At 59.1% G+C, this 14495-nt stretch carries 14 protein-coding genes; 7 read left to right on the forward strand and 7 right to left on the reverse strand.

What is annotated here, in order from left to right:
• Nucleotides 1-6 precede the first annotated feature (6 nt).
• The gene (locus FHS64_RS07770; RefSeq protein WP_167177404.1) at nt 7-633 is read left to right on the forward strand and encodes a squalene/phytoene synthase family protein; all 627 of its coding nucleotides are present in this window, start codon (nt 7-9) and stop codon (nt 631-633) included.
• Entirely contained in the window at nt 633-932 is a 300-nt protein-coding gene (locus FHS64_RS07775; protein WP_167177406.1) for a hypothetical protein, read from the forward strand. Before FHS64_RS07770 ends, FHS64_RS07775 begins: the two co-directional genes overlap by 1 nt.
• Before the next feature lie 50 nt (nt 933-982).
• Here FHS64_RS07775 and trmFO read toward each other — a convergent pair whose 3' ends face one another.
• The gene (gene trmFO, locus FHS64_RS07780; protein ID WP_167177408.1) at nt 983-2404 is read right to left on the reverse strand and encodes a methylenetetrahydrofolate--tRNA-(uracil(54)-C(5))-methyltransferase (FADH(2)-oxidizing) TrmFO; all 1422 of its coding nucleotides are present in this window, start codon (nt 2402-2404) and stop codon (nt 983-985) included.
• Nucleotides 2405-2496: 92 nt separating this feature from the next.
• On the opposite strand from trmFO, the gene FHS64_RS07785 reads away from it, so the two are divergent.
• Complete coding sequence (locus FHS64_RS07785; protein ID WP_167177410.1) at nt 2497-3417, forward strand: hypothetical protein; 921 nt, start codon at nt 2497-2499, stop codon at nt 3415-3417.
• A gap of 13 nt (nt 3418-3430) precedes the next feature.
• Nucleotides 3431-4285 (forward strand): hypothetical protein, encoded by an 855-nt coding sequence (locus FHS64_RS07790; RefSeq protein WP_167177412.1) that lies wholly within the window; start codon nt 3431-3433, stop codon nt 4283-4285.
• Between the two features lie 60 nt (nt 4286-4345).
• Here the strand turns inward: FHS64_RS07790 and uvrA are convergent, their stop codons facing one another.
• Nucleotides 4346-7249 (reverse strand): excinuclease ABC subunit UvrA, encoded by a 2904-nt coding sequence (uvrA, locus tag FHS64_RS07795; protein ID WP_167177414.1) that lies wholly within the window; start codon nt 7247-7249, stop codon nt 4346-4348.
• A gap of 89 nt (nt 7250-7338) precedes the next feature.
• On the reverse strand, nt 7339-7845 hold the full coding sequence (locus tag FHS64_RS07800; RefSeq protein ID WP_167177416.1) for a group III truncated hemoglobin: 507 nt from the start codon (nt 7843-7845) through the stop codon (nt 7339-7341).
• 248 nt (nt 7846-8093) lie between these two features.
• Between FHS64_RS07800 and FHS64_RS07805 the strand changes: the two genes are divergently transcribed.
• A complete protein-coding gene (locus tag FHS64_RS07805; RefSeq protein WP_208380692.1) occupies nt 8094-9707 on the forward strand; it encodes an ATP-binding cassette domain-containing protein in 1614 nt (537 codons plus the stop codon).
• Here the strand turns inward: FHS64_RS07805 and FHS64_RS07810 are convergent.
• The 4 genes from FHS64_RS07810 to FHS64_RS07825 form a co-directional block, all read right to left on the reverse strand.
• A complete protein-coding gene (locus FHS64_RS07810; protein WP_167177420.1) occupies nt 9672-11273 on the reverse strand; it encodes an EAL domain-containing protein in 1602 nt (533 codons plus the stop codon). The genes FHS64_RS07805 and FHS64_RS07810 overlap by 36 nt on opposite strands.
• 90 nt (nt 11274-11363) lie before the next feature.
• Nucleotides 11364-11804, reverse strand: coding sequence for a flagellar basal-body protein FlbY (locus tag FHS64_RS07815; RefSeq protein WP_167177422.1), 441 nt, complete (start codon nt 11802-11804; stop codon nt 11364-11366).
• On the reverse strand, nt 11801-12112 hold the full coding sequence (locus tag FHS64_RS07820) for a rod-binding protein (RefSeq protein ID WP_167177424.1): 312 nt from the start codon (nt 12110-12112) through the stop codon (nt 11801-11803). The genes FHS64_RS07815 and FHS64_RS07820 overlap by 4 nt, the downstream gene beginning before the upstream one ends.
• Nucleotides 12112-13233: a flagellar basal body P-ring protein FlgI gene (locus FHS64_RS07825; protein WP_167177426.1), complete on the reverse strand. Its 1122-nt coding sequence runs from the start codon at nt 13231-13233 to the stop codon at nt 12112-12114. The genes FHS64_RS07820 and FHS64_RS07825 overlap by 1 nt, the downstream gene beginning before the upstream one ends.
• A 183-nt stretch (nt 13234-13416) precedes the next feature.
• Between FHS64_RS07825 and FHS64_RS07830 the strand changes: the two genes are divergently transcribed.
• Entirely contained in the window at nt 13417-13842 is a 426-nt protein-coding gene (locus FHS64_RS07830) for a flagellar assembly protein FliX (protein WP_167177428.1), read from the forward strand.
• Between the two features lie 188 nt (nt 13843-14030).
• Nucleotides 14031-14465, forward strand: coding sequence for an RNA polymerase-binding protein DksA (gene dksA / locus FHS64_RS07835; RefSeq protein WP_167177430.1), 435 nt, complete (start codon nt 14031-14033; stop codon nt 14463-14465).
• The last annotated feature ends 30 nt before the right edge of the window (nt 14466-14495 follow it).

The following is a 14495-nucleotide window of genomic DNA, read 5'->3' on the forward strand; positions in this document are numbered from 1 at the left end:
GGCAACATGACTTCCCTAGATCTAGACTCACAGGTCCGCGTGGCCGACATTGACCGTTGGCTGTCCAGCCGCTTTGTTGATGATCTTCAGGCACGCGCCGACCTTATCACCCTCTATGCATTCGAGGCCGAGTTGCTGGCCATCCCTACGCGCGTCACCCAGCCCTTACTGGCCGAGATGCGATTTACGTGGTGGGCCGAGCAGTTGGACGGGGTATTTTCCAACACGCCGCGCAAAGGCCATCCTATTCTGGAGGCACTGACCGAGCTTGCAACACGTCGTGCATTGGAACGGGCGCAGTTTGATGCCTTGATCGAGGCTCACATCGGCCGTGTTCATAATCAGCCTCACGATCTGGATGCCTTCTTTGTGGCACCGATGCAGATCGCGGTTCAGATATTGGCTGGCAAGGGCCATGATGCGGCTGTTGCCGAGGCTGGCAAGCTGTTTGGTTTGATGCAGACGGGGCGGGATGCCGAGGCCAAGGCCTTGCGCGCAAAGGCCAACAGGGCGCTGAAAGCACTTCCGGCCAAGGCGTTTCCGGCGGTCGCCCATGCCAGCCTGTCGCGTTCGGCACCCGAACCCGTCAAACGGCTACAACTATTCTGGAACACGGTGAGGGGCCGTATCTGATGTCTGAAGCACACCTGAGGAAACCGGCATCCATGTGGCTGGCGGTAACGACCCTGTTCGGCCTCGCCGGGACGATTGTGGGACTATTGCCGGTTATTATGGTCTGGGGCGGCTTTCGGGCGGGCACGGTGCCGCTGGGCACCGCGCTGTTGACCATGGTGCCGTATTGCAGCCTGATGCTCTGCCCGTTGATTGCATGGTGGATGCTGATGCGACGTCAGTACAAGCTGGCCCTGATCATCGCCAGTCCGCCGATCGTGATGTGGTCTGCGTCGGTGCTGATCAATGCTGTGAGATAAGAGAAAAGGCGGTGACCGTGGTCACCGCCTTCTTTTTTGGTCCGGCCTGATCAGGCGTTGGCGTCGCGCCAAGCCTTGAGGGCTTCAAGGCCGCGTATGCTTTGCAGGCGCTTCTTGGCGCGTCCGCGTTCCTTGGGATGGATGCGCTTGCCTTCTTCATCAACCTTGGGCGCTTCCAGCGGCGGCAGCAGACCATAGTTGATGTTCATCGGCTGGAATTTCGAACCCGCCATGTGGCCACCGGTAATGTGTTCCACCAGTGCGCCCATTGCCGTTTCCGGCGGCGGGACGGACAGTGCCTTGCCCAGTGACTGAGCCGCAGCCAGACGACCGGTCAACAGACCCATGGCTGCGCTCTCGACATAGCCTTCGACGCCCGTGACCTGACCGGCAAAGCGCAGACGCGGCATGGCCTTGAGGCGCAACTGCTTGTCCAGCAGTTTGGGGCTGTTCAGATAGGTGTTGCGGTGTAGGCCACCCAGACGGGCGAACTGTGCATTTTCCAGACCCGGGATCATACGCAGGACCTCGGTCTGGGCCCCGTACTTCATCTTGGTCTGGAAGCCGACGATATTATACAGCGTGCCAAGGGCATTATCCTGACGCAGCTGGACAATGGCGTGGCATTTCACGGTGGGGTTGCGCGGATTGGTCAGGCCGACCGGCTTCATCGGGCCGTGACGCAGAGTCTCGCGACCACGCTCGGACATGACCTCGATGGGCAGACAGCCATCGAAATAGGGGACGTGTTCCCATTCCTTGGACACAGCAGTCGGGCTGGCCAGCAGGGCGTCGATAAAGGCGTCGTACTGTTCCTTGTCCATCGGACAGTTGACATAGGCCGCCGTCTCGCCGCTGGGGCCTTCCTTGTCATAGCGCGACTGGCGCCACGCAATGTCGAAATTGATGCTGTCGGCGTGGACGATCGGGGCAATAGCGTCAAAGAAGCTGAGCCCTTCTTCGCCACCCAGTTTGAGGATGGCATCGGCCAGCGCCTGTGACGTCAGCGGGCCGGTGGCGACGATGACATTGTCCCACTCTTCGGGCGGGATACCGGCGACTTCTTCGCGCACGATGGTGATCAGCGGGTGCTCGGACAGCTTCTTGGTCACGGCATCCGAGAAACCGTCACGGTCCACAGCCAGCGCACCACCGGCGGGGACCTGATGGTCGTGACCGCAGGCCATGATGATGCTGTTCAGTTCGCGCATTTCCTGATGCAGCAGGCCGACAGCATTATACTCCCAGTCGTCCGAACGGAACGAGTTGGAGCATACCAGTTCGGCCAGACCGGCAGTCTGGTGGGCATCGGTGCGAATCTCGACGGTCGAACCGTCGGCGGCTGTCTCGTCGCGGCGCATCTCGTGCAGGATGACAGGGACGCCAGCATTGGCGATCTGCCAGGCGGCTTCGGAACCGGCCATGCCGCCGCCAATGACGTGGACAGGGCGAATAGGGGATTGGGTGGACATGCAGCGGCTTCTAGCGGTGAAAAGGCCCGCTGTCATGTTGAACAAACATCGCTTAATCTCTGCGCGAGGCTCGGGAGGGAGATTCCATCAAGATGCGTGTTCAATACGATATCGGTAAGGTGTTCGCGGACAGCTTTGCATTAGTGCGCGCTCGCCCTTGGTGGGTTGTGGCATGGGGCGCATTGCTGATTGTTTTGCCGACCATTCCCGTCATTCCGATGTTTGTCTGGATAGCAGGCAATTTCGAGGTTCTGGTCGATAATCCCGAAGCGATGAACGAGATGATCGGGCTGAACATGCTCGCCAATCTGTCTTCGATTTTGCAGTTCGTGCTGCTGATCCCGATAATCGGCGCCATTGTGCGCTTGGTGCTAGACAAGGGAACAGGCCGCTTTATCGGTCTGCGCGCCAGCATGGACGAGTTGTGGGTCTTCGTGACCTATATCGCGCTTGTGCTCGGCTTCTGCGTGGTGGCCATGGTTGTTGGCATGATCGCGGTACTTGTCGGCGTGATCGTGGGTTACAGCAGTGGTACAGAGGCCGCAGGTGTGGGGGCCGGTATTTTTGTTGCCCTGCTGGCGGTGCTGCCATTGATTTGGGCAGGAGTTCGTCTGTGTCTGCTTATTCCGGCCAGTGTTGACCTGAACACCTTTGCGCTGGTTCCGGCATGGAAGGCATCCAAGGGGCATTTCTGGCCGCTGTTGGGCACGGTTTTCCTATCGGTTCTGATCGCGCTGGCCATTAGCATTGTCTGGATGATTGTCCTGATGGTGGTCATTATTTTGCTGGGCCTCATTGGCGGTGCCACGGGCATGGTGAATATGGGTGCAGACCCGTCCCAGTGGAACTGGGTGCCCTTTGCCATTATTGGTGGAGTGTTGTTGGCCGTACCGACTTTCTTCATGCAGGGCGTGAATTCGGTTCTGTCCATTGCCCCGTACACGTCCGCATGGCGTCAACTGAAACCGTCTGTTGAACAACAGGCTGCTCCGGTCGTTACGCCGGAACTCTAATAAGGATCTGCCTATGAAATTCGGGGCAACAGATGCGGTGTTCGAAGGATTCCGCATCACCCGCCAGAAGCCTGTGCTGCTGTTGTGGCTGTCGCTGGTCTATGCGGTGACGAGTGCGATTGCTGTCGCGCTGGCATACCAACCTTTTGTCCAGTTGATGGAGGTGGTTGCCAACATTCAAAGCGGCCAGCAGCCTGACGAAGCAGAGGCCATGAAGATCATGGGGGCCTATGGCCGCGTGATCATTGTGGCCTTGCCGCTGTCACTGATCGCGACGGCAGTAACCTATCCTGCTGTAGTGCGGGCCATTCTGACGCCAGAAGACAGCCGGTTCGGTTATCTTCGCCTTGGCCGTGACGAGTTGAACACCTTTGTGGTGATTTTGGCTCTGACCGTGGTCTGGAGTGCTGTAATCTTGCTCGCCGGTGGGATTGTGGGTGTGGCCGCTATGGGCGGGATGGCCGCAGCGATGTTGGTCGGTTTGCTGGTCTTCTGCGGCGTCGTGGCTTTTGCGATCTGGTTCGGGGTGAAGTTCAGCCTTGCGGTGCCGATTACCGTGGCCGAGAAGCGTATCGCCATTATGGACAGCTTCCGCATGACCAAGGGTCATTTCTGGCCGTTGCTGGGCATGGCATTCTTGGCGGGCATTCTGTCGTTTGGCGTGAACCTGCTGGTCAATATTATTTCCATGCCGTTTGCCGCCATTTCGGGTGGAGGTTTTGGCCTGCTGACAGGGCAGGGTGTAACGGCCCTGACGGTTACCGGCTTTATTGGCACGGTTGTGCTTAGCCTGCTGATGGCCTCGGCGCAGGCATTGATCCTGTATGCGCCGTTTGCGGCGGCCTACCGGATGCTGAAGCCGAACTGACAGACAGTTGAACGATAATGAAAAGGCCGGATCGCCCTGAAGGTGATCCGGCCTTTTTGTTTATCCGGTTGCCAGTTGGGCGACCCGTGCCTTGCGGCGTTTCTCGTGCCGATCCAGCACGTCTTTGAGGTACTTGCCGGTCCAGCTGTTTTTGTTGGCGGCGACCTCTTCGGGGGTGCCAATGGCGACAATCTCGCCACCGCCATCACCGCCCTCGGGGCCGAAGTCGAGGATGTAGTCGGCGACCTTGATGACATCGAGATTGTGTTCGATGACAACAATGGTGTTGCCGTTATCGACCAGCTCCTGAAGCACTTCCAACAGTTTGCGCGTGTCTTCGAAATGCAGCCCTGTGGTCGGCTCGTCGAGGATATACAGGGTCTTGCCAGTGGCGCGACGTGACAGTTCTTTGGACAGCTTGACGCGCTGGGCCTCGCCGCCCGACAGGGTGGTGGCAGGTTGGCCGACCTTGACATAGCCCAGCCCCACACGGGCCAGTGTCAGCATCTTGTCGCGGATCGACGGTACGGCCTCGAAGAACTTGCCGGCTTCCTCGACAGTCATATCCAGCACGTCGGAAATGCTCTTGCCCTTGAACAGAATTTCCAGCGTTTCGCGGTTATAGCGTTTGCCCTTGCAGACGTCGCAGGTGACGTAAACATCCGGCAGGAAGTGCATCTCGATCTTGATGACGCCATCGCCCTGACAGGCCTCGCAGCGACCGCCCTTGACGTTAAAGCTGAAACGCCCCGGTCCATAACCGCGTGCCTTGGATTCAGGCAGACCCGCGAACCAGTCACGGATCGGGTTGAAGGCCCCCGTATAGGTGGCGGGGTTGGAGCGCGGTGTGCGGCCAATCGGCGACTGGTCGATATCGATGACCTTGTCGAAGTGGTTCAGGCCTTCGATCCGGTCATGGTGGGCAGGGGCGGCCGAAGCATTGTGCAGACGGCGAGCCGCAGCCTTGTACAGCGTCTCGATGGTAAAGGTGGACTTGCCGCCACCGGATACGCCGGTGATGCAGTTGAAAACGCCGACCGGAATTGAACCAGTGACGTTCTTCAGATTATTGCCCGTCGCACCTGAAATGGTCAGCATTTTCTTGCGGTTGATCGGGCGGCGACCTTCTGGCGGCAGCGGGATTTCGCGCGTTCCCGTCAGATATTGACCCGTCAGGCTTTGCGGATTGGCCATGACCTGTTCTGGCGTACCCTCGGCACGGACGGTACCACCGTGCGCACCCGCACCGGGGCCCATATCGATGACGTAGTCGGCGGTCAGGATGGCTTCTTCGTCGTGTTCGACCACCAACACCGAGTTACCGAGATCACGCAGTCCGCGCAGGCTTTCCAGCAGGCGGGTATTGTCGCGCTGGTGCAGGCCGATGGACGGTTCGTCCAGCACATAAAGCACGCCGGTCAGACCCGAACCGATCTGGCTGGCCAGACGGATACGCTGGCTCTCGCCGCCCGACAATGTGCCGGACGCGCGCGACATGTTCAGATATTCAAGACCGACATTGTTCAAGAAGCGCAACCGGTCGGTGATCTCCTTCAGGATGCGGCGCGCAATCTCCATCTGTTTCTCGGTTAAGCTGTCTTCCAGCGTCGAGAACCAGAGGAAGGCCTTGGAAATGGACAGCACCGATATCTCGGCAATATCTGCCGTGCCGACCTTAACGGCCAGAGCTTCGGGTTTCAGACGTTTGCCATCACAGGCATCGCAAGGCGTTTCGGACTGGTAGCGGCCCAGTTCCTCACGCACCCATGCCGAGTCCGTCTCGCGCCAGCGACGCTCCAGGTTCGGCATAATGCCTTCGAACGGCTTGGAGACTTCGTATTTGCGGGCATTGTCGTCATAGACGAACTTGATCTTCTCGCTGCCGGTGCCTTGCAGAATGACCTTCTGGGCACTGGCCGTAAGCTCGCGCCACGGCTTGTCCATCGAGAAGCCATAGTGCAGCGACAGCGCCTGTAGGGTCTGGGTGTAGAGCGGTGACTGGCCGCGCGACCATGGCGCAATGGCTCCACCATGCAGGGTCTTGTCGCGATCCGGCACGACCAGATCGGCATCGAATGCCAGCTTTACGCCTAGACCGTCACATTTGGGACAGGCCCCGAACGGGTTGTTGAACGAGAACAGGCGCGGTTCGATCTCGGTAATGGTGAAACCCGATACGGGACAGGCGAACCGTTCCGAGAAGATCAGGGTGCGTGGTTCGGTTTCACCCTCGGCTGGTTTGAGCCATTCGGCCACAGCCAGACCATCGGCCAGTCCCAGAGCGGTTTGCAGACTGTCGGCATAGCGGCTTTCAAGGCCAGCCTTGGTGACAATACGATCCACCACGATGTCGATGTCGTGTTTGAACTTTTTGTCGAGGGTCGGGGCGTCCTCGATGGCATAAAGCTCGCCATCGATCTTCAGGCGCTGGAAGCCCTGACGCTGCCACTCGGCGATTTCCTTTTTATACTCGCCCTTGCGACCGCGCACGACGGGGGCCAGCAGCATGATGCGCTCGCCTTCGGGCAAGGCAGACAGCTTGTCGACCATCTGGCTGATGGTCTGGCTTTCGATAGGCAGGCCCGTGACGGGCGAATAGGGGATACCTACGCGCGCCCACAGCAGACGCATATAGTCATGGATTTCCGTGACCGTGCCGACCGTCGAGCGCGGGTTCTTGGATGTGGTCTTCTGTTCAATCGAGATGGCCGGAGACAGGCCTTCGATCAGGTCCACATCCGGTTTGCCCATCAGTTCCAGAAACTGGCGGGCATAGGCCGACAGACTCTCGACATAGCGGCGCTGACCCTCGGCATAGATAGTGTCGAACGCCAGCGAGGATTTGCCCGAGCCGGATAGGCCGGTCATCACCACCAACTGCTCGCGCGGAATGTCGATATCGACATTCTTGAGGTTGTGCTGACGGGCGCCACGCACGCGGATGAAGTTATGTTTTTCGCTCATGGAAGCCGCAAACACGCAAACAGAAGGGAGGAGCTGTATCTAGAACAAAGATTGAACATTAGTCGAGAGGCTTATGCCTCTTCCGGTGTTCAGCCTGTGTCGGAACGCACAAAACGCTGGCCGTGATCCAACAAAACGCCATTGGCATTGGCGATGCCCAGTTCCAGACTTTGGGCAATGCGGCGGGCGCGGACAATGAAGTGGTGACCGGCAACAGGCCCGCAAATTTCCGTCGCTGTGGCCTCGAAAATCTCTAGCCAGCGGTCAAAATGGCGGGCGTCGATCGGAAGGGGCAGGTGTTTGGGCATCGGGCGTCCCTGATAGACGCCGCTATGCAGGGCCACCGACGACCAGAACAGTTTCATCTGCGCCAGATGCGGTCCCCAGTCGCTGATCCGTTCCATAAAGACAGCACCAATCAAGGGATCTTGTCGCACACGGTCGTAGAAGCCCTCGACCAGACGGTCGATCATCGCATCGTCAATGCCGGTTTCGGCCTGAACGCGCGATACAGATTTTGCACGGCGGGCTTCGGCATCGCGACGTTCGTCCGGTGTCTGGATGGAAAAATCGAGGGTGGATCGCGTGGGTTTCATATGTGCCTAGATAGGTGTGGTGGCCGGTAATCCCAAGCTGGCGCCAATCATTTGCCAGTCATTCTGTGACGTTTTGGCATTCGCTTGTTACTTTTAGCTACTTGCATGCAGGCGCGCATGGCCCCATGTTTTGGTTCGCCGCACAGTTTTAGGAGGCTTGAATATCATGATCATCGCACTGGCTACCGCAACGGTTTTGTCTGCAATGATGCTCGTGGTGCTCCATGCCAACCAACCTAAAGCCAAGCGTGTCCGCGTCCGCATACGCGACCCTCGTATCGGTCGCCGCCCGTACAACTGACGACTCTACGCTTTTCGAAAATCTGAATCTTGCTGTCGGTGCCGAACGCATCGGGCTTGTCGGTGCCAATGGTTCCGGCAAATCGACCCTGCTTGATCTGATCGCACAGAAACGTGCGCCCGATGACGGACATGTGTCGGTTGCGGGTGATGTGGTGCGTCTGGATCAGCAAACGGGCGCGTTTACCGATATGTCCGTCGCCGAGGCCCTGAATGTCGGCGAGGACTGGGCGCGGATTACCCGTATTCTGGACGGTGTTGCCAGCGACGACGACTTGGAGCGGGCGGACTGGGATCTAGAGCCGCGTATGCACAAGGCGCTGTTGGCGCTTGGCCTGACAGGACTTGATCCTGCCCGCCCTATGTCCAGCCTTAGTGGCGGCGAGCGGACGCGAGTTTATCTGGCCGGTTTAAAACTGACGCAGCCCGATATTGTGCTGCTGGATGAGCCGACCAACCATATGGATGCCCAAGGTCGCGAGGCCGTTATGGCTCTTGTCCGCGATTGGGAAGGCTGTCTGATCGTGGCCTCGCATGATCGCGACCTGTTGCAGCATGTGGACCGGATCGTAGAGCTGTCACCACTGGGGCCGCGCATTTATGGTGGCAATTACGAGCTTTACCGTGCCACGCGCGATGCCGAGCGACAGTCAGCAGATGCGGCCTTGTCACAGGCCAAGCGAGCCATGGATAGCGCCAAGGTAGAAGCGCAAAGCCAGCGCGAGGCCCGCGACCGGCGCGATGGTGCCGGTAAGCGGGCTTCGCTACAGGGCGGCCAGCCCAAAATCCTGCTTGGTCGGCGTAAAGGTATAGCCCAGCAGAGCGCAGGACGCGAAAACACCTTGGCCATGCGCAAGATGGATACGCTCCAGAGCGACTTGTCACAGGCCCAAGCGGCGGTTGCCCGCACCCGAAACCCTGACATCAGGATCAGCAGCACAGGTCTGGGCTCGGGCCGCGAGATTGTGCGGCTGGAACAGGCTGTGGTCCGGCATGGCGAGCGAACCATAGTGGGGCCGCTGGATATGCGTCTGGCCGGACCATTCCGTTTGGCGATTACCGGACCGAACGGTGCGGGTAAATCCACATTGATGGCGTTGCTATCAGGGCAGGTTGAGCCTGATAATGGCTTGGCCGAAGTTCTGGAACCTGCGGCCGTGCTGGATCAGGATGTCAGTCTTCTGCATCCTGAAGAGACGGTGCGCGATGCATGGCTGCGCCTCAATCCCGGATGCACCCCGCAACAGGCACAGGCGGCTTTGGCGGGTTTTCTGTTCCGCAATACAGCCGCGATGAAGTGCGTCGGCGAGTTATCCGGTGGCGAGCGCCTGAGGGCAGGGCTGGCCTGTGTGTTGGGCGGTGAAAAACCGGCACGTTATCTGTTGCTGGATGAACCGACGAACCATCTGGATATCGCGTCGGTGGAAGCCATCGAAACCGCATTGGCCGATTATGACGGTGCGCTTGTGGTCATCAGTCATGATCGCCATTTTCTGGATGCCATCGGCATAGAGCAGGAGTTGAGCCTAGCCCCAGCTGTCCATAGCGCCCTTGCGTCGTGACGACGGGGTGTTGATCTGCGTGCGCGGTTCCGGCTCTGCCTTGCCGAACAGCCAGCCCTGACCGTGGGTGACGCCGAGCGAATGCAGGGTGATGGCTTCGCTTTCGGTTTCGACCATCTCGGCCACTGTCACCATGTCCAGCGAACGGCAAAGTTCTACCAGATGGGCAATCATGGTGCGGTGGCGGGAATTATCCGTCAGGCCGCGTACCAGAGACCCGTCGATCTTGACGATGTCGGCATTCAGGCCGCGCAGATAATCGAAACTGGCCGAGCCGACACCGAAATCATCAATGCAGATTCTGACGCCTGCATTTTTCAAGGCTGTCAGGCGGCGATTGGCCGAGCCGATATCGGCAAGGGCTGCGGTTTCGGTCACTTCGATCAGCAAACGGTTACGGGTTTGCGGCGTATCGGCCGTCATGGCCAACAGAGCCGAGACATAGGAGTCGTTGGATAGCGACGCGCCCGAGACGTTGACGGCGACATTCAGAGAGGCATTTTCCGGCCTGTTCAGGCGGTTGATGGCCATTTCGGCGACCGTGCGGTCAAAGCTTTCGATCAGGGCCAGTTCTTCGGCCATGCGAATGGCGGGGCCGGGGCTGGTTGAACGCGGGAAGCGCGACAGGGCTTCGTGATGGTGAACCGTGCGGGTCTTCAGATCGACAATCGGTTGATAGTGCAGCTCGAAATCGCGGTCGCGGACAATATTGCGGAACCGCTCGGCGTCCCTGAGCGTACGCTGCAAAGCCTCGGCGAAATGCGCTTCGGGGTTTTCCAGATTGTCTTCGCGCAGGCAGGCCTCGATCGCAAAACGCATGGCCCGCAGTGCCGATGCCGGATCACTGCCCAAGGGCGAGTTACCGGATTTTGAGGTTAGCGGTACGCCCTTGTTCTCGCCTATGGCGCGGATCTCGGCATCGATATCGCGACCATTATCGGGGGCATGCACAACAGCATAGCGGTCATGTGCCAGTCGGCCCGCAGACTGACCGTCCAGAGAGATAGAGCGCAAAGTGGCGTTTAGACCGGCGTAAATCTCGGGGCGCTGTTCAGTGGGAACACGGTCCATACCGGCGACATCGACAAAGGCGAGTGCCAGTTTCTGGACATCGCTTTCTGTGCCGTCGTGCAGGCGGAACCTGAGATTGGCCAGCATGTCCTGTGCTTCGGGCAGTTCATCCGAGCTTGAATCTGGATGTGTGACGGGACGGATCGTGGCGGTCTTGTCGATATAGGACAAGGAACAGGAAACCGCCGGTGCCAGTTCAGGCAGCCGAAAAACATTCAGTCTTGCCATGCGTTGATGGTTGCCACCGCAATCAATGGCGACATCCACAGACGGGCTGCGATGGCCCGCTGGCAGGGACTGGATCAGGGCTTTGAGGGCAGCGGCCCCTTCGGGGCTGAGCCGGTCAGCGAGGGGATGACCAACCCATTGGGCCACGGGTGCCGTAGGCACAGGTCCAGCGCCCAAGGCGAAGCGTACGACACCTTGTTTGTCCAGCTCGATCAACGCATCTGCCGAAGCGAAGGCCAAGCCTAAAAGGCGTGTGGCAAGCGTCATACGGTGGAATCAAAGCCTTGACTGAAGAACGGGTTGTAAATTGAAGGTTCATCACCATACACGCAAGGCATTATGATGGCGCGTGTTTAATCAGGCCTTACGATCCAGCGCGACGGCGCGTCCGTCGCCGGATGCAGCATGACCGGATGCCATATAGCCAGTCCCCATGGCGCGGTTGCTGGCCACTTCGGAAGCAATCGTACGCACCAGTCCTTCGGAAATACGGCGCGCGGCCTCGATGGCTTCGGAATGAACCGCTAGCGTTTCGTCAAACCGCTCGGTGGCGCTGATTAGAGTTTGCTTCAATTCCAGCGGTGCATTGGCAACCAGTCCGGGATTGGCTTTGAGGCGGGCGGACTCGCGGCGATACTCGTTCGCCAGTTCTGCGGTTTCGGCCATGCCGTGCGCCATGTCGGCTGCCTTGTGGCTGCGAACCAGTTCAAGTTCTTGCAGCAGACGCGCATCCAGTCGTTCCGTCAGACCAATCAACTTTTGTAGTTGAAGGCCCGCCATTTCAGCGTCCAAACTCATACGAGGCCTTCCTGTGCCTTAAGCATGTGCGACATGACCTTGTCCGCAAGGCCGACACCGCCAGCCTTGGAGGTTTCCTTGGCCATGGCCTCGACCAGAAACCCGCGCCACATTTCTTCGCCCGCGCCACCGCCGAAGGGAGCCTCGGTGCTGAGCCCTTCGAACATGGGCTTGAGCATCTGGGACAGGTAGCTAGCCTCGAAATCCTGCGCGATCTGGCGCATTTGGTCGGGGCTTTTGGCCTTGGGTGGCGTTCCAAAACCGCCAAGCGGACGGATCAGGGCGGGGTTCAGTTCGGAAGCGTCCATCAGATCACCTCGATTTCGGCTTGCAGGGCCCCTGCGGCCTTGATGGCTTGCAGGATGGAGATCATGTCGCGTGGGCTGACCCCGAGGGCGTTCAGGCCGTTGACCAGTGATGAGAGAGAGGTTTGGCCGCCCACAATTTGCATCTGACGCCCCATTTCTTCTTCGACAGTCACCGAGGACTGCGGGGTGACGACCGTCTGGCCGTTACCAAACGGGTTGGGTTGGCTGACCATCGGGTTTTCCTGAACCGATACGGTCAGGTTGCCTTGGGCAATGGCGACAGTTGAGACGCGTACGGCCTCGCCCATAACGATCACGCCATTGACCTCGTCGATGACGACCTTGGCGGGGGTATCGACAGATACAGGCAGGTTTTCGACGCTGCTGATGAACCCCGCGACTGACTGGCCCTGCGGCGTGCGAACGGCGATGACCGTGCCGTTCTCGGCATGGGCGGTGCCGGGGAAGGTCTGGTTGATGGCCTGCGCTACGCGCTGGGCTGTAGTGAAGTCAGGATTGCGCAGGGCGAGGCGCAAAATGTCCATGTCTTGCAGGTTGAAGCCGGTTTCCAGCTCGACCACGGCACCCGAAGAAATGCGGCCTGCGGTCGGCACGCCGCGTGTAATGGATGAACCCGAACCCCCTGAAGCCGAGACGGCACCCGTTTGAACGGCGCCTTGGGCGACGGCATAGACCTGGCCGTCGGCACCTTGCAGGGCGGTGACCATCAGCGTGCCGCCGAGCAAGCTCTTAGCATCGCCCATGGCCGATACTGTCACATCCAGACGTCCACCGGGGACGGCGAAGGGCGGTAGTTCGGCGGTGACGATGACGGCGGCGACGTTCTTGGTGTTTGCGGTGGTGCCGCGAATATTGACGCCCTGACGCTCCATCATCCCTTCGACCGACTGGCGGGTGAAGGGGGAGTTACGAAGGGAGTCGCCGGTGCCGTTGAGGCCGACCACCAGACCATAGCCCATCAACTGGTTGGTACGCACACCTTCAACCGACGCCACATCCTTGATGCGCGACTGGGACAGGGCGTCCGAGGGCAGGGCAGCCACGGCCAAAAAGGCGAGGGCTGCTGCCGGAGCTATAAGAGTGGTAAGAAACTTCTGCATACGACAGGCGTCCCTGTTTAGGTGTTCGCGATTAACCATGCGAACTTCGTGCCGAAGAAATTTCGTAGTGTTTTCAATAGTAGGTAAATTCTTGGAGTAGGCAGTGCGGCAAAATATGCCGGGGCGTTAACCAAGATTTCAGCCCCGCAGTCCAGATTGCAGGCTAGATCAGGAGCAAGTCTGATGAAGGTCAATGGTGTAGGCGGCCCCGCCGTCCCCTCTGCGTCCAGACCGGCGTCCAAAAACGCTGACGGTTTTCGCCTGCCCGGTGCAGGCGGGGCGGGGGCAGCAAGTGCAGCCAGTGCTTCCAGTGCCAGTGCGGGCTTGACGGGGCTATCTGCGCTGATGGCATTGCAGGGGGTCGAAGATCCGATGGAGCGTCGCCGCCGTGCCATCCGGCGTGGATCGACACTGCTGGACAAATTGGACGAGTTGAAACTGGGGCTTTTGGGCGGAGAATCCTCGCCTGTGAACCTTCAGGGGCTGGCCCGTGCCATGAGCGAGACACGCGATGGTGATGAAGAGCCGGGCCTGAAGGCCGTGCTCGATCAGATTGATCTTCGCGCTGCGGTTGAAATAGCCAAGGCGGAAAGTCGTCGTAAATCCTAGAGATTTTACAGCAAGACCGCTTTTCTTGGGTAAATCATGCAATCATAGGTATGGATTTACGGAGTTATCCACCAATCTGTATAGCGTTGCTATATCAAAGGATGAATAGTGGGATTGCGCACTAGGGAATCGTTTAATATAGGCGGCACTGCGCCACAGGGGGGCGCGACCAAACGAGCGTTAAGCCAATGAACGCAACCGCGACCTTGATCCGTCAAGAAACGGCAATGTACCGGCCTTCGGATGACGAACCGTTTATGAACGATCGGCAACTGGCCTATTTCAAGGGCAAGCTGCTGCAGTGGAAGGAAGACATCCTTCTCGAAGCACGTGGAACGGTGACGAACCTTAAATCGGAAACGGAAAACCATCCTGATCTGGTGGATCGGGCATCTTCCGAAGCCGATCGGGCACTGGAGCTGCGGACGCGTGATCGCCAGCGCAAGCTGATTTCCAAGATCGACGAAGCACTGCGTCGTATCGAGGAAGGGTCATACGGATATTGCGAAGAGACGGGTGAACCTATCGGTCTGGGCCGACTGGAGGCCCGACCGACGGCAACCTTGTCCGTAGAGGCGCAAGAGCGACACGAGCGCCGCGAGCGCGTTCACCGCGACGACTGAGATTTGAAAGGCCGCTTCGTTCCGAGGCGG

Source organism: Brevundimonas terrae (assembly GCF_011761985.1).
Taxonomy (GTDB): Bacteria; Pseudomonadota; Alphaproteobacteria; order Caulobacterales; family Caulobacteraceae; genus Brevundimonas; species Brevundimonas terrae.

Excerpts from the sequence above, each read along its gene's own strand:
- FHS64_RS07770 (WP_167177404.1), top strand. The coding sequence starts at position 7 with ATGACTTCCCTAGATCTAGACTCACAGGTCCGCGTGGCCGACATTGAC.
- FHS64_RS07775 (WP_167177406.1), top strand. The coding sequence starts at position 633 with ATGTCTGAAGCACACCTGAGGAAACCGGCATCCATGTGGCTGGCGGTA.
- trmFO (WP_167177408.1), bottom strand. The coding sequence starts at position 2,404 with ATGTCCACCCAATCCCCTATTCGCCCTGTCCACGTCATTGGCGGCGGC.
- FHS64_RS07785 (WP_167177410.1), top strand. The coding sequence starts at position 2,497 with ATGCGTGTTCAATACGATATCGGTAAGGTGTTCGCGGACAGCTTTGCA.
- FHS64_RS07790 (WP_167177412.1), top strand. The coding sequence starts at position 3,431 with ATGAAATTCGGGGCAACAGATGCGGTGTTCGAAGGATTCCGCATCACC.
- uvrA (WP_167177414.1), bottom strand. The coding sequence starts at position 7,249 with ATGAGCGAAAAACATAACTTCATCCGCGTGCGTGGCGCCCGTCAGCAC.
- FHS64_RS07800 (WP_167177416.1), bottom strand. The coding sequence starts at position 7,845 with ATGAAACCCACGCGATCCACCCTCGATTTTTCCATCCAGACACCGGAC.
- FHS64_RS07810 (WP_167177420.1), bottom strand. The coding sequence starts at position 11,273 with ATGACGCTTGCCACACGCCTTTTAGGCTTGGCCTTCGCTTCGGCAGAT.
- FHS64_RS07815 (WP_167177422.1), bottom strand. The coding sequence starts at position 11,804 with ATGAGTTTGGACGCTGAAATGGCGGGCCTTCAACTACAAAAGTTGATT.
- FHS64_RS07820 (WP_167177424.1), bottom strand. The coding sequence starts at position 12,112 with ATGGACGCTTCCGAACTGAACCCCGCCCTGATCCGTCCGCTTGGCGGT.
- FHS64_RS07825 (WP_167177426.1), bottom strand. The coding sequence starts at position 13,233 with ATGCAGAAGTTTCTTACCACTCTTATAGCTCCGGCAGCAGCCCTCGCC.
- FHS64_RS07830 (WP_167177428.1), top strand. The coding sequence starts at position 13,417 with ATGAAGGTCAATGGTGTAGGCGGCCCCGCCGTCCCCTCTGCGTCCAGA.
- dksA (WP_167177430.1), top strand. The coding sequence starts at position 14,031 with ATGAACGCAACCGCGACCTTGATCCGTCAAGAAACGGCAATGTACCGG.